The sequence below is a fragment of the Cohnella herbarum genome, assembly GCF_012849095.1.
GTDB classification, from domain to species: domain Bacteria; phylum Bacillota; class Bacilli; order Paenibacillales; family Paenibacillaceae; genus Cohnella; species Cohnella herbarum.
In genome coordinates this window covers 7258389-7281302 of the sequence record NZ_CP051680.1, presented here as the reverse complement: position 1 = coordinate 7281302, position 22914 = coordinate 7258389, and the positions used below count along the sequence as shown (strand labels likewise).

Annotated in this window: 24 protein-coding genes; 8 read left to right on the top strand and 16 right to left on the bottom strand. The window is 51.5% G+C overall.

What is annotated here, in order from left to right:
* The first annotated feature begins 97 nt into the window (after positions 1-97).
* Positions 98-2008: a DUF6259 domain-containing protein gene (locus HH215_RS30600; protein WP_169283343.1), complete on the top strand. Its 1911-nt coding sequence runs from the start codon at positions 98-100 to the stop codon at positions 2006-2008.
* Between the two features lie 432 nt (positions 2009-2440).
* On the opposite strand, the gene HH215_RS30595 is transcribed toward HH215_RS30600, so the two are convergent.
* Positions 2441-2743, bottom strand: coding sequence for a hypothetical protein (locus tag HH215_RS30595; protein ID WP_169283342.1), 303 nt, complete (start codon positions 2741-2743; stop codon positions 2441-2443).
* Between the two features lie 119 nt (positions 2744-2862).
* Complete coding sequence (locus HH215_RS30590; RefSeq protein ID WP_169283341.1) at positions 2863-3288, bottom strand: hypothetical protein; 426 nt, start codon at positions 3286-3288, stop codon at positions 2863-2865.
* A gap of 139 nt (positions 3289-3427) precedes the next feature.
* Here HH215_RS30590 and HH215_RS30585 point away from each other — a divergent pair, with 139 nt between their 5' ends.
* Entirely contained in the window at positions 3428-4921 is a 1494-nt protein-coding gene (locus HH215_RS30585; RefSeq protein WP_169283340.1) for a cellulase family glycosylhydrolase, read from the top strand.
* A gap of 63 nt (positions 4922-4984) precedes the next feature.
* Positions 4985-5554, top strand: coding sequence for a TetR/AcrR family transcriptional regulator (locus tag HH215_RS30580; RefSeq protein WP_169283339.1), 570 nt, complete (start codon positions 4985-4987; stop codon positions 5552-5554).
* A gap of 89 nt (positions 5555-5643) precedes the next feature.
* Here the strand turns inward: HH215_RS30580 and HH215_RS30575 are convergent, their stop codons facing one another.
* Together HH215_RS30575 and HH215_RS30570 are read right to left on the bottom strand one after the other, a co-directional pair.
* Positions 5644-6210, bottom strand: coding sequence for an NADPH-dependent FMN reductase (locus tag HH215_RS30575; RefSeq protein WP_169284659.1), 567 nt, complete (start codon positions 6208-6210; stop codon positions 5644-5646).
* Positions 6211-6227: 17 nt separating this feature from the next.
* Positions 6228-7283 carry an LLM class flavin-dependent oxidoreductase gene (locus HH215_RS30570; protein ID WP_169283338.1) on the bottom strand — a complete coding sequence of 352 codons (1056 nt, stop codon included), beginning with the start codon at positions 7281-7283 and terminating at the stop codon, positions 6228-6230.
* A 145-nt stretch (positions 7284-7428) separates the two neighbouring features.
* On the opposite strand from HH215_RS30570, the gene HH215_RS30565 reads away from it, so the two are divergent.
* Positions 7429-7773 (top strand): winged helix-turn-helix transcriptional regulator, encoded by a 345-nt coding sequence (locus HH215_RS30565; RefSeq protein WP_169283337.1) that lies wholly within the window; start codon positions 7429-7431, stop codon positions 7771-7773.
* 164 nt (positions 7774-7937) lie between these two features.
* Here the strand turns inward: HH215_RS30565 and HH215_RS30560 are convergent, their stop codons facing one another.
* The 7 genes from HH215_RS30560 to HH215_RS30530 form a co-directional block, all read right to left on the bottom strand.
* On the bottom strand, positions 7938-8834 hold the full coding sequence (locus HH215_RS30560; RefSeq protein WP_254450274.1) for an alpha/beta hydrolase: 897 nt from the start codon (positions 8832-8834) through the stop codon (positions 7938-7940).
* A 141-nt stretch (positions 8835-8975) separates the two neighbouring features.
* Positions 8976-9704 (bottom strand): ThuA domain-containing protein, encoded by a 729-nt coding sequence (locus HH215_RS30555; RefSeq protein ID WP_375140536.1) that lies wholly within the window; start codon positions 9702-9704, stop codon positions 8976-8978.
* A 7-nt stretch (positions 9705-9711) separates the two neighbouring features.
* Positions 9712-10833, bottom strand: a complete 1122-nt coding sequence (locus HH215_RS30550) for a Gfo/Idh/MocA family protein (protein ID WP_169283336.1) — start codon at positions 10831-10833, stop codon at positions 9712-9714.
* Positions 10833-11657 carry a carbohydrate ABC transporter permease gene (locus HH215_RS30545; RefSeq protein ID WP_169283335.1) on the bottom strand — a complete coding sequence of 275 codons (825 nt, stop codon included), beginning with the start codon at positions 11655-11657 and terminating at the stop codon, positions 10833-10835. Before HH215_RS30545 ends, HH215_RS30550 begins: the two co-directional genes overlap by 1 nt.
* The gene (locus HH215_RS30540; RefSeq protein ID WP_169283334.1) at positions 11647-12555 is read right to left on the bottom strand and encodes a carbohydrate ABC transporter permease; all 909 of its coding nucleotides are present in this window, start codon (positions 12553-12555) and stop codon (positions 11647-11649) included. The genes HH215_RS30545 and HH215_RS30540 overlap by 11 nt, the downstream gene beginning before the upstream one ends.
* 114 nt (positions 12556-12669) lie before the next feature.
* Positions 12670-14037: an ABC transporter substrate-binding protein gene (locus tag HH215_RS30535; protein WP_169283333.1), complete on the bottom strand. Its 1368-nt coding sequence runs from the start codon at positions 14035-14037 to the stop codon at positions 12670-12672.
* Positions 14038-14151: 114 nt separating this feature from the next.
* The gene (locus HH215_RS30530) at positions 14152-15186 is read right to left on the bottom strand and encodes a LacI family DNA-binding transcriptional regulator (RefSeq protein ID WP_169283332.1); all 1035 of its coding nucleotides are present in this window, start codon (positions 15184-15186) and stop codon (positions 14152-14154) included.
* A gap of 1018 nt (positions 15187-16204) precedes the next feature.
* Here HH215_RS30530 and HH215_RS36160 point away from each other — a divergent pair.
* Both HH215_RS36160 and HH215_RS30520 read left to right on the top strand, forming a co-directional pair.
* Positions 16205-16786, top strand: coding sequence for a hypothetical protein (locus HH215_RS36160; protein ID WP_217362257.1), 582 nt, complete (start codon positions 16205-16207; stop codon positions 16784-16786).
* Positions 16783-17043 carry a hypothetical protein gene (locus HH215_RS30520; protein WP_169283331.1) on the top strand — a complete coding sequence of 87 codons (261 nt, stop codon included), beginning with the start codon at positions 16783-16785 and terminating at the stop codon, positions 17041-17043. The genes HH215_RS36160 and HH215_RS30520 overlap by 4 nt, the downstream gene beginning before the upstream one ends.
* 5 nt (positions 17044-17048) lie before the next feature.
* Here the strand turns inward: HH215_RS30520 and HH215_RS30515 are convergent, their stop codons facing one another.
* Positions 17049-17699 (bottom strand): TVP38/TMEM64 family protein, encoded by a 651-nt coding sequence (locus tag HH215_RS30515; RefSeq protein ID WP_169283330.1) that lies wholly within the window; start codon positions 17697-17699, stop codon positions 17049-17051.
* A gap of 246 nt (positions 17700-17945) precedes the next feature.
* Here HH215_RS30515 and HH215_RS30510 point away from each other — a divergent pair, with 246 nt between their 5' ends.
* Positions 17946-18521: an RNA polymerase sigma factor gene (locus HH215_RS30510; RefSeq protein WP_169283329.1), complete on the top strand. Its 576-nt coding sequence runs from the start codon at positions 17946-17948 to the stop codon at positions 18519-18521.
* Positions 18514-19308 (top strand): DUF4367 domain-containing protein, encoded by a 795-nt coding sequence (locus HH215_RS30505; RefSeq protein ID WP_169283328.1) that lies wholly within the window; start codon positions 18514-18516, stop codon positions 19306-19308. The genes HH215_RS30510 and HH215_RS30505 overlap by 8 nt, the downstream gene beginning before the upstream one ends.
* Before the next feature lie 57 nt (positions 19309-19365).
* Here the strand turns inward: HH215_RS30505 and HH215_RS30500 are convergent, their stop codons facing one another.
* The 4 genes from HH215_RS30500 to araD all read right to left on the bottom strand — a co-directional run bounded on the left by HH215_RS30500 (position 19366) and on the right by araD (position 22857).
* Positions 19366-19713: an Ig-like domain-containing protein gene (locus HH215_RS30500; protein ID WP_169283327.1), complete on the bottom strand. Its 348-nt coding sequence runs from the start codon at positions 19711-19713 to the stop codon at positions 19366-19368.
* A complete protein-coding gene (locus tag HH215_RS30495) occupies positions 19713-20237 on the bottom strand; it encodes a hypothetical protein (protein ID WP_169283326.1) in 525 nt (174 codons plus the stop codon). Before HH215_RS30495 ends, HH215_RS30500 begins: the two co-directional genes overlap by 1 nt.
* Before the next feature lie 200 nt (positions 20238-20437).
* Positions 20438-22111, bottom strand: a complete 1674-nt coding sequence (locus HH215_RS30490; protein WP_169283325.1) for a ribulokinase — start codon at positions 22109-22111, stop codon at positions 20438-20440.
* 41 nt (positions 22112-22152) lie between these two features.
* Positions 22153-22857, bottom strand: a complete 705-nt coding sequence (gene araD / locus HH215_RS30485; protein ID WP_169283324.1) for an L-ribulose-5-phosphate 4-epimerase — start codon at positions 22855-22857, stop codon at positions 22153-22155.
* Between the last annotated feature and the right edge of the window lie 57 nt (positions 22858-22914).

Here is a 22914-nt window from a genome sequence, read left to right as displayed (position 1 = left end):
TTTTTCGCAACGATATTAAAAACGGATAATAGTTGACTCGGTTATCGAGTGTTAAGTTGTAGGGGACGCGAAGATTAACGACGGAAGGATGAAAAAAATGAGCATTCACGAACAGGATCACGTATTCATGCTGGAACGCGCCGGCATCAAAGTATCAATTGATAAGTCGAGTTTAACCGTAAAAGTGGAGGCTGGAGACGCGACATGGGAAACCGTTCCCGGCGCGGCAAGCCTCTCGTGGGGATTGACGCCGACCGACCGAATCGGGATACCCCTATCCTCGGCGACGAAAAAAGCGTTCTCTACGATCGTGTCGGGAACCTTCAAGGGCGTGCACGTTAAAGTTGGACCCTTTTCCGCCAATGGCATCGAGTACGGAGTTTATCTCAATCTTTCCTTGCTGCTGAACTCGCATAACGGCGAGCTCGTCTTTGAAGTCCATGAACCGGACGGAGAGATCGAGAGCATCTCCGAAATCGTCTGGCCTGGCGGCTTCCGCTTCTTCGGTGGAGGCGAAGCCGACTATACGGCGGTACCTGCCATGCAAGGCTACTTGATTCCGGGAAATTGGCGGGAACCCGTGCGACGGTACCATCAAGGAATGATGTACGGACGAGATGCCTACATGCCGTGGTGGGGGCAATACCAAGATGGGCACGGCTATCTTGCGATCATCGATACTCCGAATGACTCCCGCCTTTCCGTCGAACACCTTCCAAGCGTCCATACGCACTTAGAAGCCGTCTGGCTCCATTCGCTAGGACGTTTCGAAGGCATCCGAAGACTGCGCGTTCGATTCAAGAAAGGCTTGGATTACGTCGCGATGGCGAAAATGTACCGAAGTTACGTGCACAGCCTCGGCAAGCTTCGCACGTTGGCTCAAAAGCAAGCCCTCAATCCGAAGCTGGAAGGTTTGAGCGGGGCAGCGGTCGTACATACCGGCGTTCATACCCGCATTGCCCCCGAGTCTTATTATTACGACAAGACGGATCCGGAGAAAAACGACTTTGCCGTTCCTTTCGAGGAGAGAGCGGCGCAATTGAAGGAGCTTGGCCGCCGATACGGAGACAAGCTGTATGTTCACGTAGACGGATGGGGACTGAACGGGTACGACAATCTTCATCCCGACGTTCTCCCGCCAAGTCCCACAGGAGGCGGGTACGAGGGGATGCGGAAGCTTCAGGAAACGTGCAACGAAGAAGGGATATTGTTCGCTATCCATGACAATTACCGGGATTTCTATCACGATGCCGCTTCGTACCACCCGGACCTAACTATCAAGGATGGCGAGGGGAAGGAGGAATTTTCCGATTACTGGGCCGGCGGTGCCCACAGTTGGTTATGCACGAGCTTATCCAAAGGTTACGTCGAACGGAATTACGATACGCTTAAAGCAAATGGCATTGAACCGGACGGCGTTTACATCGACGTGTTCGCTGTCATTCCGGGCGACGAATGTTACGATCCGAGCCATCGGATGAGCCGAACGGAATGCCTCGCCTATCGGGCTTCCTGCTTCGAAGAGATTCGTTCCAGAGGGATGCTGATCAGTTCGGAGGAGCCCGCGGATTGGGCCGTTCCCCATCTGGATCTCGTCCATCATGCCCCTTACGCGCTCGATCCCGGTCCCGGAGGAGGGCCTGCCATCTGCGTCCCCGCTCCCTTGTTCTCTCTCGTATACCATGATGCTATCGTGGTCCCTTGGTCGCTGGAGAGAGGAGCATGGGGAATTCCGGAGCGCGACCTAGGGTGGCTGCACGGCTTGTTAAACGGCGGCGTTCCTTACTTATCGATCCAGCCGACGGATGGGGAGCTAGAGATCGTCCGAACGGTGGCCCGCCTGCATGGGCTTGTCGGTTTTGCGGAGATGACCGGTCACGAGTACGTTGACGGCAATTGGCGCCGACAGCGCAGCATGTTCGCGGACGGCACGGTCGTCGAGATCGATCTGGACGAGGACGGTTATCGTATCATGATGGCAGACGGGGAAGTTTGGACGAATCGATAGATTGGGGCCATTTTTAGCGTTCAATTGTTCCCCGACTCCTCGAATCCATGTCATTTGCTGGAAGAGCCTTTAAGGAAATATAAGCCGCGTCAGGTGTATAAAGCGATACCGTATGTCTAAGAGCTTTTTAGGCCGTCACATACCCGAAGCTTGTGACTCGTTTGCAGAAATTAAGTGTATGTAGCGGTACTGTTTGCTCCTGAGTGACTCTTCTGCAGGAATTAAGTGCGTGGCGGTACTATTTGCTTCTGAGTGGCTCTTTTGCAGGAATTAAGTGTATGAGGCGGTACTGTTTGCTCCTGAGTGACTCTTTTGCAGGAATTAGGTGTATGCGGCGGTACTGTTTGCTCCTGAGTGACTCAATTGGCGCTTTACTGCAGAGTAGAAAAAAAGCCCAGCCGAATATCGTCGATTCTGCTGGGCTACTCGATTTCAGCCTGAAACTTGATATCGCACCGACTGGATTGGCCCCTTATTTCCTTGCGCATCCAGTACGTAAACCTCGATCTCGTACGTTCTTAGCGGTGCTTCCCAAGGGATCGAATAAGACCAAGAGAACGAGCGGTCGCCTTCTTTCTTCATCACGTCGTAGATTCCGTATTCGGATATCCGCAACACGGAACGATCCGATTCGGAAGGGTCGACATTCTCATAGTCGACTTTCATCGTCACTCTCTCGCCTCGCTTTCCCGTTTCCGGGATAAAGACGACTTTCGCTTCGTAATCCAGATTCATGATAAGTCCTCCTCAATTTGTTTAACTGACCAGTCAGTACAACACAATCCTAATTCGATCCGATTATTCTGTCAATACCGAAAAACCAATCCTCGCTCAGGAAGCCATTGGTGGATGAGTTATCCTCGAAAAGATAACTGTTCTCTCCGTGAACGAGCGAAATAACGGTGCTCACCACCGTTAAGCAACAGGAAACCGACTTCCAAGGCGAAATAACGGTGCTCACCACCGTTAAGCAACAGGAAACCGACTTCCAAGGCGAAATAACGGTGCTCACCACCGTTAAGTAATAGGAAACCGACTTCTAAGGCGAAATAATGGTGCTCACCACCGTTATGCGGCAAGAAACCGGCCTCCGAGGCGAGATAACGGTGCTCACCACCGTTAAGCGGCAAGAAACCGACTTCCAAGGCGAAATAACGGTGCTCACCACCGTTAAGCAACAGGAAACCGACTTCCAAGGCGAAATAACGGTGCTCACCACCGTTAAGCAGCTGGAAACCGGCCTCCGAGGCGAAATAGCGGTGCTCACCACCGTTAAGCAACAGGAAACCGGCCTCCGGGGCGAGCGATTATCCCGATTTCCTTTTTCTTCACCGTTTCAGGGTTGACATCTCTGACAAATTCGCTCTATAGTTATTGTACTGACCAGTCATTCTAATTTTATTTTCAGGAGGAATTCTTATGAAACCCATTTCCGTCGATGGTTCGCGATTCGTAGATGCTCAAGGTCGTCACGTTATTCTCCATGGCATTAGCATGGTCTGCAAAGACAAAAGCAAAGGATATATCGATGATTGGTCCGAAGAAGATTTTCGAAAATTACGGCAATGGGGATTTAACGTCATCCGGCTCGGCATCATCTGGGATGGGGTCGAACCGAACCCCGGAGAGTACGACGTCCGATATATCGAGAAAATCAGGGAACAAATCCGGCTCGCCTACCGCTTCGGCATATATGTGTTCCTCGACATGCACCAGGACCTATTCAGCTCGCGATTTTCGGATGGCGCGCCGGGGTGGGCGACGTTAACCGATGGCCATTCCTATGCTCCAACCGCATTGTGGAGCGACGCCTATTTGTTCGATCGAGCGGTACAAACCGCGTTCGATCACTTCTGGGCCAACTCCCCCGCTTCAGACGGAGTCGGTCTTCAAGATCATTACGCCGCCGCATGGCGGTTCGTCGCCGCACGGTTGCGCGATGAACCGAACCTGATCGGCTACGACTTGATGAACGAGCCTTTCATCGGTTCTAAAGTGGAGGAAATGGTAGGCGGGATGTTCACTTCCTACGGTGAACTCGCAGCCGAATATACGGGACAACCGGCGCCCGACGTGGAACAACTGTTTGAAATTTGGTCCCATCCCGAGCAAAAGTTGCAGGCGCTGAGCTTGCTCGATTCTCCCGATGCCTATCGCAGAATCATGGAAGCTACCGCTCCCGCGCAAGTCGTTTTCGAACGGAGCGTGCTTACCCCGTTTTTCCGGAAGGTAGGGCAAGCCATTCGCGAAGAAGATCCTGACGGCATCTTGTTTCTAGAGACGAACTATTTTTCCAATCTGGGTGTGCCGAGTTCGATCCTGCCGGTAACGGATGTCCAGGACCGTCGCGACGGTCAACAAGCCTTCGCTCCTCACGGCTACGATCTCGTCACCGATTCGGAATACGTTCATGCCGCCAATAGCGGCAGAGTGGATTATATTTTCGAAAGCCACGAGAGGACGAGAAGCAGGCTCGAAATGCCGATGTTGATCGGAGAGTGGGGCGCTTACGGGGAATCCGAATTGGCCGAAGAGGCGGCGCTTCAAGTACAACGGAACTTCGAACGATTGTTATGCAGCGACGCGTATTGGTGTTACCTCTATCCCGAGATGGATCGATACTCCTCGTTTAACGCGGTGTGCCGAAGCTATCCGATGGCGACGTCCGGTACCCTTCTTAGTTACTCGTACGATCGCGACCGTAACGCGTTCAATATGGAGTGGGAAGAGGATGCCCATGCCAAGGCTCCGACGCTAGTGTTTTTGCAAAACATCCAAGCAGCCATATCCGCGGGCTTGCGACTATCGCCGATGACGAGCGGATACGAATGGTCGAGTCTGAAGGATACGAAGGCGGGCGTTCTCTCTATTCTTCCTTCCGGAGGAGGCAGAAGAACGCTAACGGTCGGTTAATTTCCAGAGGGGATATGTTATACTGGGACAAAGATCGAATCGCCAGAAGGGACCGATACTTCAGTGAGCAGAAATAAAATCGTCGACGCCTCGGTTAAACTGTTTTCCGAGCTTGGCTATCATAGAACGAGCATGGACGACATCGCCAAGGAAGCCAATGTAGCCAAAGGGACGCTTTACTATCATTTTTCGGGAAAAGGAGAACTGTTCGAGACAATCGTCACGGACGGTTTTCAAATGCTGAAAGACCAGATCGGGCAAGTCCTAAGCGAAAATCAACCTCCCGAGCAGCAAATCAGAAGCATCGTCCAACGACATGTTGAACTGTTCCTCCAGTACAGCGAGCTCGTCCATATTATCGCCAACGAAATTACGAACGGAATCGAACCGGAAATTCTCGAGCGGATTATGGGACTTAAGAACAAATATATCGATTTTCTGTCGGACATTCTGCGTCAAGGACATGAAGACGGCGAACTGAACAAGCTCCATTACGAATTGGCTGCCGCAGGCCTGATAGGCATGATCGAAAGCGCCAGCATGTACTTCATTAAGCAAGGGAAAGGTACCCGGGAAGAGCTGCACGAAACGATCAATACGATCGTTCTTCCCGCATTGTTGCGTAACCTGTAACGGCGAATCCTGCTTGGAATTCGAACAACCCGTCATTCTCTCGCGAATGACGGGTTGTTCGGGTATCGAGGCGACCTTACCGGCTTGATTTAGAAATGATATTGAGCTTCTTTTTCCGTCCGGATTTTAGTAAACGTTTCGGTCAACACGTACGTATCCTCGACTAAACGATCGATCCGGAAGAGAACGTCATCGTCTACGATTTCTTTGCGATGAAAATCTTTCTCCTCGATAAATACGTAAGTTTGGACAATCTGCGCTTTCATGTAAGCTAGTATCGGTTTGAGCTGTTGTTCCGCCACAAGGTAGTGCTTCGGCGTGCCGGCCGTAACGAGCATGCTTACGATTTTGTCGCGGAAGGCATTAACCGGCAGCAAATCGAAGATGTTTTTTAACGTTGCCGGAATGGATGCTTGGAAAATAGGCGTTCCGATAACAATGGCATCCGCTTCCATTAGCTTCCTTGTAACGAATCCCGTATCTCCTTCATACTCCAAGTAACTTCGCCCATCGCTGAATTGAACGTCGTAATCCGCCAGGTCTATGAGAGTGATTTCCGCATCCGGATATTTATCGGCAAACGATTTGACGGCGTAATCCATCGCCGTGCGCGTTTTCGATCCTACCTTCGAGCCCGATAATCCCACGATTTTCATCATTCATTCCCCCCCTATTATTTTGCGGTATGCTTACGTACCTCCGGTAAAATTTTCGTCGCGATCAGCTCGATATTATTCAATAGCTTCTCAAAGGGTACGCCGCCGAAATCCATTTGCGCGATGTAACGCTGATGGCCGAACAGCTCGTGTTGGTACAGTATTTTTTCAATGATCTGCTGGGGACTCCCGATTAGCATGGCGTCGCGGGCATCGCCGCCTTGGGCGAAATGCTGTTTTGGATACCCGCGCCCGTTAACCAACTCCATACCCACGTTAACATGCGGATAAGCTTCGCTTAGCGCCTGTTGAGTAGTATCGGCAACATAGAAGAAACCTGCGGTCGCAACCGGAAGTTGTGCGGGATCGAAACCGCTCTGCTGCGCGGCTTCCCGATAGGCATCAATCGATCGCTTAAAGCTGGAAGCAGGACCGCCTAATGTAGCGAGCATCATCGGAACTCCGGCATAACCGGCTTTAATTGCGCTTGCCGGATGCCCGCCTACTCCGCGCCATATCGGCAATGAGCCGTTAAGAGGACGGGGATACAGCTTGGCATTCTTTAAGGGAGCCCGGAACTGTCCGTTCCAAGTGATGACCTCTTCTTCGTTAAGCTTCACTAACAGTTCGAACTTCTCTTCGAACAGCTCCTCGTAATCGCGGACGTTGTAGCCTAACAATTCGAACAACCCTACCCGGGAAGCCCGACCGGCGATTATCTCCGCGCGTCCGTTGGAAATCAGGTCTATCGTCGCGAAATCCTCGTAGACGCGAACCGGATCGGACGTGCTGATAATGGTCGAAGAGCTTCCGATTTTTATTTTTTCGGTTGCCTGGGCAATTGCCGCTATAACGACCGAATGCGCCTGAGTCGTAAAGTATTCTTGATGACTCTCGCCTACGCTGAAGAAATCGACGCCCGCTTGCTCGGCTAACTTGGCTAATTCAATAATCTCATGAATGCGTTGCTGCGATGATATTCGATTCCCGGTACCCGGGTCGGGAAGATGATCGCCTAGCGTATATATGCCGAATTCCAGCCCTTTGTTGGGGTCGATACGGTATTTTTCCATTGCGATCCTCACTCCTATTCATTTAAGTGGCAACACTTTGTTTGCTGTTTCATAATGCTATTGTGTACCATAAGGATGAATATTAATAGTACGCACATCAATGTGGTATAGTATACAAAAAGATACCGTAAAGGAGCAAAGGGGAATGCAAATCGAACCGGACTTATGCCGAGTAGAAGATGCGCTGGGGATTCTCGTCGGGAAATGGAAACCGATTATTTTACTGCATTTACTAAATAAAGGCACGACTAGATTCAATGAGCTTAAACGAATCGTTCCGGGCGTTACGCAGAGGATGCTGACCAAGCAGCTGCGCGAATTGGAGGACGAGGATATTATCGTGCGCGTAGTCTACCCTCAAGTTCCGCCTAAAGTCGAATATTCCATCAGCGAATACGGCAAAAGTTTAGAACCTATTCTCATGGCCATGCATGAATGGGGAGCCGCGCATACTTTGCATAAAATGCAGTTAACGAAAAAGAAGGACTGAATCGCTCAGCCCTTCTTCGTCCCCGATTACGAGACCGCTTTCACTTTTGTAACGGAACCGTAATCTTGTCTTCATCTTCTCTTCATGAAAGGGGGTTACAATACAAACATGACCCCCCTTTTCAATAATATATATCTTGAGGCTTGCGGCTCGACGCCGTAAGCCTACTTTTTTTGTAACGCCGTTCGGAAGAAGGTCGTCACCGCCGGCCAGAAAGCCGGATCGCGATCCGAGGCGCTGTGTCCTTCGGCATCCACGAACAGATGAGGCAAATCCGGCGCGTGGGATAACACGAGGTTGAGCTCGGATGAAGGGATGAATCCGTCTTTGCGCGAATGAACGAGCAGAACGGGAGTCATGCGATTCCGTGCGTTATCGCTGAGTATTCTGGCGGGATTCGCCCGCTTCATCATGGAACGGGATATTCCGCTGCGCCACACCATCATCCGGGGCAGCAAATGCGCGAGCGGAAATTGCGGCAACTTCCTTCGTTTCAACTCCGCTCCGATCATCGTCTCGAATTTGACCGGCATCGAATCGGTAACGAGCGCGGCAATCGGAGCTCCTTCATCAAGGGCAAGCACGGCACCGAACGCGCCTAACGAGTGCCCGAGAACGCCGATTCGGCTTGGATCCACCTCGGTCCGTTGACCGAGCCAATTCAAGGCGGCAAGCAGATCGTCTCGGAACTGCAAACCTGTCGGCGTCTTATAAAATTCGCTCTCCCCATGGCTTCGCGCATCGTACATCAGAATCGAATAGCCTTCATCATAGAGCGGAAGCGCGTATCTCAATACCCTTGATCGGTTGGAGCCCCAGCCGTGCGCGACGATAATAACCGGACCCGGTCCGGGGGATTCCGCATCCGCATGGGATAAGAACCAACCTTTGACCGTCTTGCCGCCGCTTTTCCATTCGGTTGATTCGTACGGAACCGACGGCACCTTCTCGTTCGGCACAAGGCGAGGCCTCTGCGCTTTCACGGTTATACCGTACAAAGCCGCAGCCGCGCTTCCGGTCACCGCACCTACTCCGCTAACCATCCAGCCAATGACTGACATCTTCGCTTCCTCCGTTCTCTCCCGACCCTTTCCCCTTATTTTACCCCAATTCAACTCAACTCTGCACGCTGCCACGAATAAGAAAAAAAGACGCCCGACCGGAAATAAATTTTCCGAACGAGCATCTCCCAGGGGTATTCTCTAATTCTCTACTCCACTTAAGCTTTCCAGAGGCACCGGCACATGGCCGTATTGCGGCTTCGCCCCTCCGGACCAAGCGCTCCATCTTACGGCATTAGCTATCACGCGTTGGATCTCGGGATTGTGGTATGTCGGATACGTTTCATGCCCCGGACGAAAATAAAACACTTTCCCTTGTCCCCGATAGTATGCGCAGCCGCTGCGGAAAATCTCTCCTCCGGCGAACCAACTCACGAACACGAGATCGTCCGGAGCGGGAATATCGAAATGCTCTCCGTACATTTCCTCCTGCGGCAGCTCGATATATTCGCCGATTCCGGCAGCGATCGGGTGAGCCGGATTCACGACCCAAATCCGCTCCTTCTCGTCCGCTTCCCGCCACTTGAGTCCGCCGCTCGTGCCCATCAGTTTGCGGAATATTTTCGAATAATGGCCGGAATGAAGCACGATCAACCCCATCCCCTCCAGCACGCGGGCATATACCCGCTCGACGACGGCATTCTCGACTTCATCATGCGCCATATGGCCCCACCAGATCAGTACATCCGTTTGCCGAAGTACCTCTTCCGATAGCCCATGCTCCGGTTCGTCTAAAGTCGCCGTGTCCGCGTCATGCCCGTCTTCCCTTAGCGCTCGAGCAATCGTTTGATGGATGCCGTCCGGATAAATTTCTTTTACCGCCGGATTCGACCTCTCATGCCGATATTCATTCCAAACTCTAACCCGAATGGTCACCTTAATTCGCCCCCTTCAACGCTTCTTCCGGCGAAGGAATCTCGGATAAAGCAATCGTTCTTCGTTCTCCGGCAGCCCGAGCTATCGCTTCGAGCACTCGCTGGTTCTCATAGCCGTCCACCAAAGATGGAAGCTCATCGCGAACTCGTCCGCGCACCATATCGATGAAATCCTGCATCTGGCCAAGCTCGTATTTAGGGGGCACTCGCCGTGCTTCCGTCACGCTCGAGCCCGGATTGTCCAATTCGCTTTGCGGTCGAATCCATACCAACTCTTCGGGTTTCTCGCAGTTGACCTTAATCGTACCCAGATCGCCGTGAATCGTTAACTCTAGTTGATTACCGGAACCGTATGCGTTGCGGGAAGTTTGGAAAACTCCCGATACGCCTCCATCGAGCAAAGCCACGAAACCGGCGAAATCGTCGACGTCTACCGTCCCTTCTCCGCCCGATTTCGGATCCGGACGACGGGATATAAACGTATTCAGATGCGCGGCAACCTCCTTGAACTCGCCGATCATGAATCGCGCGGCGTCCACCATATGGGAGCCTAAATCCCCAAGCGCTCCTGTTCCGGTGATCGCCCGTTCATACCGCCAGTTCATCGGAGTATCGAACATCGGGATGCCCCAAGACTGCAAATACTGAACGAAGACGCTTCGAACCGTCCCGATCGCTCCCCCGCGGATCAAGTCCCGGGCGTAACGGAAGGAAGGAACGTAGCGATATGAGAATCCGACCATGCCTTGCAGAGGGTTCGGAAGATATTGCCGATACAGTTCGAATGCTTCGTCATACGTACGCGTGAACGGCTTCTCGGTCATGAACGGTTTGCGATGCTTCATGCAGCATTCCAATATCCGATAATGAACGTCGTTCGGTGTAATGGAGAGCACGGCATCTACTTCGGGATCCGATATTAATCCGGCGTAATCCGTATAGCCTTGTACCTGCCCAAGGCCGATCTTGCTCGAGAATTTCTCTACAGCGTCGGCGTTCGTGTCGCATACGGCCGTAATCCGGACGGATTCCAGCTTAGATAAATGCCGTACATGTTCTCCGGCCATGCCTCCAAGTCCGATGATGCCAATTCTGATTTCTTGCGGTTTCGATGTTTCCTGCATTACTTAATCCCTCCAAGCTGAAGTCCGGTTTTGAAAAAGCCCTGAGCGAAAATATACAAAAGGATGATGGGAAGCATGGAGATAAGACTGCCTGCCATTAACGTGTTATACTCGCTGGCGTATTGTCCGTTAAGCGAATTAAGGGCGAGCGGCAAAGTCATGAGTTCCTTGTCCGACAATACGATCAGCGGCCAGAAGTAATCGTTCCATGCCCCCATGAACGTTACGATTCCAAGGGTAGCGACGATAGGCATCGACAGCGGAACGATGATTCGCAGAAAGATGTTCGCTTGCGAAGCCCCGTCGATGAACGCCGCGTCCACGAAATCGTTATGAATCGTCTTGATGTGTTGTCTAAGCATGAAAATAGCGAACGGATTGAAGATGGTAGGGAGAAGAAGTCCCGTGAACGAATTCAACAATTGAAATTCTTTAAGCACGAGGAATACGGGAATCATCGTCACTTGTCCGGGTACCATCATCGTGGCCAGGAAGAGAGCGAATACGACCTCCCGGCCTTTGAACTCGATTTTGGCGAATACGTAAGCGGCCATTAGAGCCGAAGCGATGACAAGCGAGGTGCTTGCTATCGAGACGAATAAGCTGTTAAAGATCGCTTTCGCGAACGGGAATACCGTAAAAATTTTGTTGTATCCCTCGAACGATATTTTCTCCGGAATCCATTCGATCGGTATGCTGATCAGAGCTCCCTTGCTCTTGAGCGACGTACTGACCATCCAGAAAAAAGGAATGAGCGCGAACACCGCGAGCAACGACGCGAACGAATAAAACAACAGAGGTTTGGCCAACCGGTTACGAGTCATAATGCACCCACTTTTTCTGCAGCTTCATCTGTACCGCGGTGAAAACGAATATAATGACGAACAAGATCCAGGAGAACGACGAAGCGTATCCCATCTTGTAATATTTGAACGCGAACTTATAGATTCTTTCGACCATTACCTGCGTGGAACCATAGGGCCCGGCATCTTGGGTCATGATCATCACTTGCGGGAAAAGCTGAAACGAATTAATGACGCACATAATGAGTACGAAAAACAGCATCGGAGACAGGAGCGGCAGCGTGATTCGGATAAAACGGCTCCAGAAATTTGCTCCGTCCATGTGGGCGGCTTCGTAATAAGTCGGATTAATCGCCTGCAAGCCGCCAAGAATAATTAGCGCGAAGAAGCCCATGTCCTTCCAAATACTCGCGAACACGATACCTGGCATTGCCCAAATCCGATCTTGGAGCCAAGCAGGCCCATCGATGCCGACGAAAGACAAGATCGCGTTAATAGGTCCGTATTCATCGCTGAGAAGCCATTTCCAGATCAATGCCGCAGCTACCCAAGACGTCAGAACCGGAATGAAGAAGATGACGCGATACAATCCGATAGCCTTGTACGTATTGTTAAGAAGGACGGCCGCCAACACCGAAGCGATCAGAATGAGCGGGATATAGAGAACGATATAATACATCGTGTTCTTAAGCACCCGCCAGAATTCTTCCCCTTCGAGGATTGACTTGAAATTGCCGAACCCGATGAAATCCGGCGTTCCAGCCGCGAGATTCCAAGGATTTAATCCGTTCCAGTCCGTGAAGCTGATGACGAGAGAGTAGACGATAGGGATTACGCTAAAAACGAGAAGCCCGATCGTCGAGGGCAACAAGAATAGGATTATCGTCAGCCATTTCTTGCGGTTTCTTTCGCTTTGCATCCTACACCTCGCAACAGGAACAAGCGGCTGTCGGTCTGTCGTTCAACGTAAACCGACAGCCGCTTCGTCCGTTTATAGATGATCATTCCGTTCCATCGCGAACGTCTTACTTATTTATAGCTTGATTTTATCCGTCAATTCCTTCTGAGCGTCATCCAACGCTTGTTGCGCGGTTTTCGCCCCTTCGGAGGCCGCCGTTAAGTGAATGCCCAGAATGTCCGCCATTTCCCCGAATTGCTCGATGACGGGCGGAGTAACCAAATATTCCAATGAATCGAACACCGCTTGGCGGTTAGACGGAGGCGTCAATTTCAGGTAGGATTCCAATACGTCCGGATAAGTGACCGCCGGCAGCTCCCATCCCGCGTCAACGCGAATTTGGGCCGCTTCCTTGCTGGAGGACAGGAATTTGATCCATTCGAATGCCGCCTCTGCCACTTTGCTGTCTTTGTTGATGACCAGACCGTTGGAGAAGAAATGAGTCGCCTTCTTCTTATTGCCGGGCTCGACGGCGACATCCCATTCGAACGTCACGTTCTTCATAAAGTCGGAGAATGCCCATACGCCGGTAACGATCATGCCCAATCGACCCGATTTGAACAGATCCCAATCGCCTACACCGCTAAGCTGAGCTTGCGTTGGCATAATGTTCGTCTTCAGCACGCGGTCGACAATCCTTTGCAGCGTCTCCACGTTCTCGGGAGTATTGACCGTGAACGCCGTTTTGTCCGCATTCAGCAAGCTACCGCCATTCTGCTGAACGAGCTTATAGAATTCATGGAACTGAATCGGTTGGAACACGCCGTACGTGTTTTTGTCCAACGCGCGGATCTTAGCGCCCGCCTCGTCGAATTCTTTCCAAGTCCAATCTTTCGTCGGCAAATCGACTTTCGCTTTCTCGAACAGCTCTTTGTTGTAGAACAGCAAGACGTTGGAGAAACTTCCCGGCATGCCGTATTGTACGCCGTCTGCCGAGAAGGCATTTAGCGCTTGAGCGTTTAACGTCGATTTATCGAATTGCGTCGCATCGAAGAAAGGATTGATGTCGAGCAGTACGCCTTTCTTCGCATACGATACGAAGTTTTCATAGTTAAGCTCGTAGGCGTCCGGCGCTTGCCCCGCCGCCACTCTCGTCTGCATCTGGGTAAAATAATCTCCGTAAGCGATCGTCTCGATATCTATCTTGATGTTCGGGTGTTCTTTCTGGAAGGCTTCCTGCATTTGCGTCAAATATTTCGCGGTATCGCCTGAGCCCGAGAAGTTGCCGAACTTCACCGTTACGTTCTCTTCCTTAGCCGGCTCCTCGGAAGCTTGTTCCGACGGCTCCTGAGAAGATTCCTTCGGAGTGTCCGAAGCTTTCACTGACGGACTAGCGTTTGAACCTGAATTGTTGCCGTTCCCTCCCGAACATGCTGCCAATACGACAACCATAGTGAGCACAAGGAATAATGAAAACGCCTTCATGAATCTGAACTGTACCATCGAATACATCCCCCTATACCTAATTTGAAGGCCATTCTTGCATGGACAAGCTAGATTAAGCGTTTAACCTTCGAAACCTGCGAGATTAATTTGGTGAGTAGCGTGCCTCGCAGTTTACTTGGTTAACTTACGGACCGTTTCCCTTTCCACGACCTCTAGCGGAATTTCCGTTCGGTCGCCCTGGTTCTTCACTCCGCGTTTGTTTCTGATCTGTTCAATAAGGAGCTTAGCCGCGGTTTCGCCTTTTAATGAAATCTGCTGCTTCACCGTTGTCAGCGGAGGCAAGAAAATGTTCGCCATGGAAATATCATCGAACCCGATTACGGATACGTCCCCGGGAACTTCCTTGCCGGACTCCTTGATGCCCCGGATGACGCCGAAAGCGACCATGTCCGCCGTTGCGAATATCGCGGTAATCTCCGGAAATTTACTCGCGATCAATGAACCCGAGTTGCGTCCGTGCACGTAGCTAACGGAATTCTCGAACACGTAATCCGAGTTGTAGAATAGACCGGCTTCCTGCAAGGCGCGCTTATAACCTAGAAATCTTTTCTCGACGACGCCGTCCTTGCGGATCATCCCGGTAACGAGCCCGATGTTGCGATGACCGTTGTCTATCAGGTGTTTGGTCGCCAAATAGCCGCCCAACTCGTCGTCGATTCCGACTTTCGCGAAGTCGTTGTCGTGTACGTAACTATCGATAAGCACGATCGGGATGTTCGCCAGCTTGCATTCTTCATAGAGCTGCTCCGAATAGATACCCATGATAATCGCGCCGTCTAGGTTGCGCGAGGTGGAAATATCGAGGTACGTCTTACCCTTGTCTACGCCCGCTAGAATAATATGATAGCCGTAATCGCGTACGACGCCTTCGATGGCGCTGATCATTTCGCTGTAAAAAGGGTTTTCGAAAACGAGTTGCTTGTGGTCTTCGGTCTGCGGAATAATGACTCCGATAAGTTCCGATGTGTTCTTAACTAACCCCCGCGCAGTCATGTTAGGGATATAGTTCAAATCCTTAATCGATTCGTGGATTCTTGCTATGGTGTCCTGCGACACTTTGTTTTCCTTGCCGTTAAGCACATAAGATACGGCTGCGATGGATACTCCGGCATTGCGGGCTACGTCTTTTATCGTAATTTTCCTCATGATCTCGTGGGAACCAGCCTCCCTCTTAGTTAAACGTTTAATGTAAATATAAAGGGTGAACGAATTGTTGTCAATATAGTTTGGAAACGCTTTATTAAATTATTTTTGGGTTATCAGTCACGCCTCTTGGCGGTTCTTTCCCCTTCTTGGCGGGTGGCGTGGTCGGTGGTGTGGTTTGAGTACCACAAAACAAACCCCGCCTTCAACAACCTTCTCGCAATTCGAAGCATTCGCTTTCGGCAGGACACTGAGAGTACCTTTTTTCAGCGCGTGGTCGGTGGGTGTGGTTGATAGCCAGGCGGTTAGAGCACTGAGAGTATCTTAAACAAACCCCGCCTCACAAATCTAAGTTGTCACATTCCGTAGCGTACTTTGAGTACCTTTTTTTCAGCGCGTGGTAGTTGGTGTGGTTGATAGCCAGCCGGTCAGAGCACTGTGAGTACCTTATTTTCGCCAGATGTTGGGTGAAGTTGTCTGTAGAGCACTGTGAGTGCCTTATCTTCGGCGCTTGGTGGGTAGAATTGGCTGTAGAGCACTGTGAGTACCTTATCTTCGCCAGATGCTGGGTGAGTTTGTCTGTAGCGCACTGTGAGTACCTTATCTTCGACGCTTGGTTGGCCGGCTCCCTCTATTTCTCCATCATTCGTCTAAGCGACCCCCCACTACCTTGTTTATCACCCGTTAGCTTATGGGCGCATATCCTGCAGTAATCGTCATTCGCCCATGGGCAAAGGAGGAACAACGATGTCGAAATCGCGATCGACGGGTGCGAAACCGTTATTGCGCAAAGCAGCCGCTGATCAGAAAGCCAAGCTTTCATCCCGTCAATCCACGCAACATCAAACTAAAGCCTCGTCCGGCAAAAACAATAAAAAAGAGTCTAAAAAGGGGGACGTCGTCCATTTACATCAGAGCGAAGAGCAACCCCCATCTTACTTGACGCGTCCGATTCCATGGTGGGTTTTCCCGCAAGAAAAAGAGCGCGGTCTGCTCGGAGGGTTGTTCGGAGGAGGCTCTGGTGGACAAGGAGGGGGCATATTCGGTGGACCCGGAGGGCCAAATAGCCCGGGTGGACCTGGAGGACCAGGTGGACCAGGTGGACCAGGTGGACCCGGTGGGCCAGGTAGCCCGGGTGGTCCTGGATGGTCTGGCGGACCCGGTGGGCCAGGTAGCCTGGGTGGACCTGGATGGCCTGGTGGACCCGGTGGGCCAAGTAGCCCGGGTGGACCTGGATGGCCTGGCGGACCCGGTGGGCCAGGTAGCCCGGGTGGACCTGGATGGCCTGGCGGACCCGGTGGTCCCAATGGGCCCGGTAATCCGGGTGGACCCGGCGGGCCTGGCGGATTTCCAACGTTCCCCGGATCTGGACCAGGTGGGCCCGGTGGTCCTGGTGGACCAGGGGGACCCGGGCACGGCCCTAGACCTTTCCCGCCACCGCCGTTCCCTGGACCCGGTCCCTTTCCACCGCCATTTCCCGGACCAGGACCTTTTCCGATCCCGATCCCAGTACCGATCCCCATCCCGATTCCAGGACCGCAGCCTTTCCCGCAGGCCTATATCACGGTTCGAATTAACGGAGGAGCCGCATTTCCTTGGGTGAACTACACGAACTATATTCCTTTTTACCCGGGGATTACGATCAGCCAAGCTCTCGCCTCGACCGGTCTTGTCGACTTCGGACCGCAAGGTTTCATTCGCAGCGTTGCCGGTATTCCAATCGGCGGACAGACCGATGTGCGGCTTCGTTACAACGGGCGAGTCGTGCCGCAAACCATTCTCAATTCGCCGGCCGAGCCTGGAAGCATCGTCGGCTTAGAACTAATCAACTTAACGGGAGCCGTGCCGATCCCTCTTTAAATCGTTCACTTGCCGCCTTCCATCTCCCGTTCCACCTTGCGGCGAAACAGAAACGGAACGGCCAAAGCAACGGCAAATACGCATGCGGCGATTCCGAAATCCCGCCAGCTGCCCTTAGTTAAACTAGCGCCGAGAAAGTTATAAGCGAACGTTCCCGGTAATGTCCCGATAATCGTTGCGGGCAAGAAAGCCCGCAACGGGACTCGGGCAACGCCGGCGGCGTAACTCACCAAGTCAAACGGTACGAATGGGGCAATCCGAAACAGAAGCACCATCATAAACCCCCGTCTCTCCATCGCCTGCTCTATTTTCACCAACCTCGGATCCTCTTTTCCCCGAAAGAAACCCCCGCCTATTTTCCTTGCCAAGAGAAACGACAACACCGCCCCGGTAACGGCTCCGATCAACGTATAGAGCATTCCGAACCATGTTCCGAACGCAAGACCTCCCGCCATCGATAGAACCGAAGCCGGAAATAAAATAAACGGACGAGCGATGTACATAGCAACATATAGAACCGGCGCCAGCCAACCGAACGATAACACCCAAGTGCGTATCGATGCCGGATTCACATTCAAATACTTAAAGTCGATCCACAATAAGACTGCCACGACAACAACCGCAGCCCCGATTTTCAATGCCGTTGAACGACGCAAGCGGACAAGCCCCTTCCTTTGTTTGCCAGTTATCTCCGTATCATACAAGATCTTAAAGAGGAAGACAAAACGGCAATCCAAGGCTAAGCTATAAGTTCGCTCCTTACGTACAGTAGGTCAACCGTTGAACATTTCGTTTTATCATTGTAAAATAATGGCTTCTCTAGCCTCTTGATTTAGACTAAACTGAAAGTGTATGCGTTCAAAGCGTTATTATCTCAAGGTGGAATAGGGTGAATCCTTCTTATGCAACCGAATTTGCTCCTTCTTCTTGGTTCAAGCTTCCACACGTTAAACCAGACGCTGCAGGAAGAGATTTACCGCGAGTTTTACCAATTCCTCTATAAACCGATCGTATATATGATCAATGACCATGCCGCGACGGAAGATATCATCCAGGAAACCTTCATGGCAGCCCTAAGTAAATGTCCTTCGGTCGAGAACGAGGAGCATATGAAAGCTTGGATCAAGGTCGTCGCCAAGAACTTCACGATCAACCATATCCGCAAAAGAAAAAAGTTCCGAAACGACGTCAGCTTGGAATTCCCTTGGGATAGCGGAACGATGTCGCAAGCGGCCGCGGTATCCGTCGAACAAGAAGTCGAAACCAAATCCTTGGAAGAGCGGATCTCCCATCATCTGCAAGACATGAAGCCCGAGCAACGCGCCATTATCGAGTTGAAGTGGAAAAAGGGGTTAAGTTATAAGGAAATCGCGGTGGAAACCCGCGATACGGAAGCCGCGGTCAAACACAAACTGCATAGAGCCCGCAGTTATCTTAAGAGAAAACTGTACAAGGAATGGGGAAACCGAGATGAATAAGGATCAATTCGATCAGATGTTCGATGCCGCGTTCGAGGTTTCCTCCAAGCAGTTCAACGATAACGTTTCGATCGATCACAGACCTTCTTGGCTTCGAGTACAGCAGCGGCTATCCGCACGTCGCAAAAGAAGAAACAGATTTTCGAGATTATCGAAGCTATCCGTAATCGCAGCCTCCGTCTTGATTGGCGCCGCGATCTTCGGGAATTCCCAAGCAACAAAAGCAATCGACCCGATCTATACGACGATTAAAGAATATCCTTCGGGTCTTCTCGGCTTCTTCATGGGGCGATCGGAAGATCAGAATACCTCCCAAGCAGAGACGCCGTCGCACGAGTATCTTGAGGGTTTAGACGTCCAGAAGATCAATGAGAACTTAATCATGGCGAACGTTTCCAAAGCGCAAGCCGGCCACTTGCTCTCCTTCGAAGCACCGATGTTTCAATACTCCCCGAGCGGCTATTCCTTCTATCAAGCGCAAGTGTATTTCTACGATGGGAACGATAAGGCCGATCAGGCAATCTATCTATTCAACACCGAAGAGGGAAAATTCATGACGGTACAGTTACGAAAGCTCCCTCAGGATACGACCGGTTTCGGAATGAATGCCGAGGCCGAAGGCGTGACCGTAACCAAGGTTGACCTGAGCGACGGTCCAGCCATCTTAACAAGCGCGACGGACGGCAGCAATGCGCTTGATACAATCTCGCACGGCCTCCAAATTACTCTGAGCGGCGTCGTACCTAAGGACGAATTAATCGAAATGTACGAAGGCATGTACGAGTAATCAAACAAGGTTGGCAAGGGTTGACCCAGCCAACCTTGTTTTTATTCCGTGCCCTCTTCACTGGGTCGTAAACCTTAGAGAATACGGAATTTCCATTCTCATATTCCGATGGTTCGAGATTCTGCCCGTCACGATAATCTCTATCATATTATTGGAGCCTAATCTTTCGGCATCCGCTTTCAAATAGAGGTATAAAGTCCTCTCTTCGGCTATGTAACGATACAGAAAGCAATTCGATATCAACCTGCCTCCGGAATTGCCGTTCAGAATCAGGATATTCCTCATATTTAAGGTGTGCCTGTTAATTTCCTGTTGGAAGGTAATGGAAATAAGCGTATTTTCAGGAATATCATGAGATTCAGGTAGGGGTTGCGTTTCCTTGATCCACTCCGAATGCCGATTCATTATTTTCCTACGATTGAGTTGCTGAATCTCTCGCCTTCCTCGTAAACTCCGTTTTCGCTCACCCAATGAACGGTTCGGGCACGATACGTCGTTCCGGCCGTAACTGATTTAGAAAAGGTATTCGAATAAGTGACGGCATTATTCCCCCCTGTCGCAGTTCCCGAACCCACGTTTTCCCATGTACCCCCGTTTAATTTCTGCAAGTAAAATGTGATTCCTATGGAATCGACTAGCCCCCCTGCCGTAGTCGTCGCTGTGACGGTGACCGAGCCGGCCGTTGCGCTTATCGATACCGTCCCGTTGCTTAAGTAAAGGTGATTCGGATTAAATACTCCGAAGAGTTCGATCGTTGATGCAGAAACCGCAGCCTGATCTCCAGTAGGCGAGTTGTTCAACGCAATAGGTACCGTATCCATGGCGTGAGCGATATTGATCCTATCTTTGAAAATCGTGCCTGTCATTCCTGTCAGCATCAGAATAGCCGTCGTACCGATTACCGTTTTCGCGAAGTAGCTTTTGGTCATGTGTTCTACCTTCCCCTTATCGTATTTACAAACTATACACACCCGAAATCCATAAAGGTTGCAACAAATTTCGACATTTTTTATTTTTTTTGCGACAACGCAAAAAAACTGGAACTCACTCTACATGAACTAAGAGTAAGTTCCAGCCAACGCTTATCGCTTATTTTCGTAAAATCTCAGCCTATCGCGACTCCGCCGCCTTAATGAGAAGCCTCGTCCTTTAACGACTTCAACCGCTTCATGACGTCGTTGGCGCCGCGACCGAAGTAATCGTGAAGAGTGCCGTATTCTTGGTACAGCTTCTCGTAAACGGCAACGTTAGCCGGGATCGGCTTGAACGTCTCCTCGCGCACGCGAGCCATCGCTTTGGCGGCATCCACGACGCTGTCGTAGCCGCCTTTGGCGCTACCGGCCGCAACCGCTCCGAACATCGCGGCTCCGATCGCCGGCGTTTGCTTCGAATCCGCGATCTTAATCTCTCGATTCGTTACGTCCGCGTAGATCTGCATCAGCAAGCTGTTGCGCTGCGGAAGTCCGCCGCACGCGTATACCTCGTCCACGGGGACTCCGTTACTATGGAACGCATCGATAATCTTGCGCGTACCGAAAGCCGTCGCTTCGAGCAAAGTCCGATAAACTTCCTCCGGCTTCGTCAGCAAACTGTATCCGACGATTACTCCGGTTAGATTCGTATCCACGAGCACCGAACGGTTGCCGTTCCACCAATCTAGCGCGAGCAAGCCCGTTTCCCCGGGATTATAAGTCGCTGCCCGCTCCGTCAACCATTGATGTACGCCCACTCCGTCTTTCTCTGCGGCTTCTTTCACATAAGCAGGCACCGCTTCTTCCACGAACCATTCGAAAATGTCTCCAACGGCGGATTGGCCGGCTTCGTATCCGAGGTATCCCGGAATGATTCCGTCCTCGACGACTCCGCACATTCCCTCGACTTCAACCTCTTCCGTACCCAGAAGCATATGGCAGATGGAAGTTCCCATGGCCATTACGAGCTTACCCGGCGTAACGACGCCCACTGCCGGAACGGCAGCATGCGCGTCTACGTTACCGACCGCGATAGCGGTACCCGCGTTCAACCCGGTCAGCTTCGCCATCTCTTCCGTCAATTCGCCCGACTTGGTGCCGAGAGGTTTGATTTCTCCACGCAGCTTCGTTTCCGTCAGATTTTCCAATCTCGGGTCGAGCGCTTTGAAGAAATCTTTGCTAGGGTAACCGTCCTTCTTGTGCCAGATCGACTTGTACCCCGCCGTGCAACTATTGCGAACGAAATTACCCGTCAGCTGCGAAATGACCCAATCCGTCGCTTCCGTAAACAATTCGGTTGCCTCGTATACTTCAGGAGCCTCATTAACGATCTGCCATACTTTCGCGATCATCCATTCGGAAGAAATCTTGCCGCCGTAACGGGGCAGGAATTTCTCGCCGCGCTCCGCCGCGATCGCGTTCAGACGATCCGCTTCGTCTTGCGCCGCATGGTGCTTCCACAGCTTCACCCAGCCATGAGGATTATCTTTCCACTCCGGCTTGAAGCACAAGGGAACTCCTTGCTCGTCGATAGGCAACATCGTGCAAGCCGTAAAATCGATCCCTAATCCGATAACGTCGCTAGGATCGACTCCGGATTGCTTAAGAACCGCCGGAACGGAACGACGGAGCACCTCTAAGTAATCGTCCGGGTGTTGCAAAGCCCAGTCATGCTCTAATGGTAAACCCGAAGTCGGTAATTTCTCATCGATAACGCCATGGGGATAAGGTGTGACGTGATCGGAGATCTCGTGTCCGTTAGATAGATCGACGAGAACCGCGCGTCCGGATTGCGTGCCGTAGTCAACTCCGATTGCATATTTCTGGCTCATGGTAAGCCTCCTGTATGAATATGGATTAATCCTTCATTGCATCAATGTCTCGAATCGCCAGGTTGACCATAATAAGCATTAGCTCCGTGTTTACGCAAATAATGTTTGTCCAGCAGCGTTTGGTTCATGGAAGGGATGCCGGCGTTTAACTGTCTTGTATGGTAAGCCATCTTGGCCACTTCCTCCAGCACCACCGCATTGTGCAGCGCATCCATGGCATCCTTGCCCCAGGCAAACGGCGCATGGCTGTTCACGAGCACGCCCGGAATACGGTTCGGATCGATTCCCCGAAAAGTCTCAACGATGACATTCCCGGTTTCCGCTTCGTATGCCCCTTCGATTTCCGCGTCCGTCATCGGGCGAGTGCAAGGAATCGTTCCGTAGAAATAATCGGCTTGCGTCGTCCCTAGCGCCGGAATCCCTTGACCTGCCTGCGACCATATTGTCGCCCATGGCGAGTGCGTGTGAACGATACCTCCGATATTCGGAAAAGAACAGTAGAGAACCAAATGGGTCGGCGTATCCGAGGAAGGTCGCATTGTGCCTTCCACGATGTTGCCGTCCAAGTCCACGACGACCATTTGCTCCGGCTTCAGCTCCTCGTACGGCACGCCGCTCGGCTTGATAACCATTAACTTCGACTCCCGATCGAAGCCGCTCACGTTCCCCCACGTGAAAGTTACCAATCCGTAAGTCGGCAGTTCCGCATTCGCCCGACATACGACTTCTTTAAGTTGTTCCAACAAGTGAAACACTCCTTCCTTCTGCGCGAATCCCTATTCCAGTGCGTGTCGTCAAACAAT

Coding starts and splice junctions, on each gene's coding strand:
- HH215_RS30550 (WP_169283336.1), bottom strand. CDS start 10,833: ATGCAGGAAACATCGAAACCGCAAGAAATCAGAATTGGCATCATCGGA.
- HH215_RS30500 (WP_169283327.1), bottom strand. CDS start 19,713: ATGAATCGGCATTCGGAGTGGATCAAGGAAACGCAACCCCTACCTGAA.
- HH215_RS30510 (WP_169283329.1), top strand. CDS start 17,946: ATGCAACCGAATTTGCTCCTTCTTCTTGGTTCAAGCTTCCACACGTTA.
- HH215_RS30535 (WP_169283333.1), bottom strand. CDS start 14,037: ATGGTACAGTTCAGATTCATGAAGGCGTTTTCATTATTCCTTGTGCTC.
- HH215_RS30505 (WP_169283328.1), top strand. CDS start 18,514: ATGAATAAGGATCAATTCGATCAGATGTTCGATGCCGCGTTCGAGGTT.
- HH215_RS30600 (WP_169283343.1), top strand. CDS start 98: ATGAGCATTCACGAACAGGATCACGTATTCATGCTGGAACGCGCCGGC.
- HH215_RS30540 (WP_169283334.1), bottom strand. CDS start 12,555: ATGCAAAGCGAAAGAAACCGCAAGAAATGGCTGACGATAATCCTATTC.
- HH215_RS30575 (WP_169284659.1), bottom strand. CDS start 6,210: ATGAAAATCGTGGGATTATCGGGCTCGAAGGTAGGATCGAAAACGCGC.
- HH215_RS30570 (WP_169283338.1), bottom strand. CDS start 7,283: ATGGAAAAATACCGTATCGACCCCAACAAAGGGCTGGAATTCGGCATA.
- HH215_RS30530 (WP_169283332.1), bottom strand. CDS start 15,186: ATGAGGAAAATTACGATAAAAGACGTAGCCCGCAATGCCGGAGTATCC.
- HH215_RS30585 (WP_169283340.1), top strand. CDS start 3,428: ATGAAACCCATTTCCGTCGATGGTTCGCGATTCGTAGATGCTCAAGGT.
- HH215_RS30490 (WP_169283325.1), bottom strand. CDS start 22,111: ATGAGCCAGAAATATGCAATCGGAGTTGACTACGGCACGCAATCCGGA.
- HH215_RS30495 (WP_169283326.1), bottom strand. CDS start 20,237: ATGACCAAAAGCTACTTCGCGAAAACGGTAATCGGTACGACGGCTATT.
- HH215_RS30560 (WP_254450274.1), bottom strand. CDS start 8,834: ATGTCAGTCATTGGCTGGATGGTTAGCGGAGTAGGTGCGGTGACCGGA.
- HH215_RS30565 (WP_169283337.1), top strand. CDS start 7,429: ATGCAAATCGAACCGGACTTATGCCGAGTAGAAGATGCGCTGGGGATT.
- HH215_RS30595 (WP_169283342.1), bottom strand. CDS start 2,743: ATGAATCTGGATTACGAAGCGAAAGTCGTCTTTATCCCGGAAACGGGA.
- HH215_RS30545 (WP_169283335.1), bottom strand. CDS start 11,657: ATGACTCGTAACCGGTTGGCCAAACCTCTGTTGTTTTATTCGTTCGCG.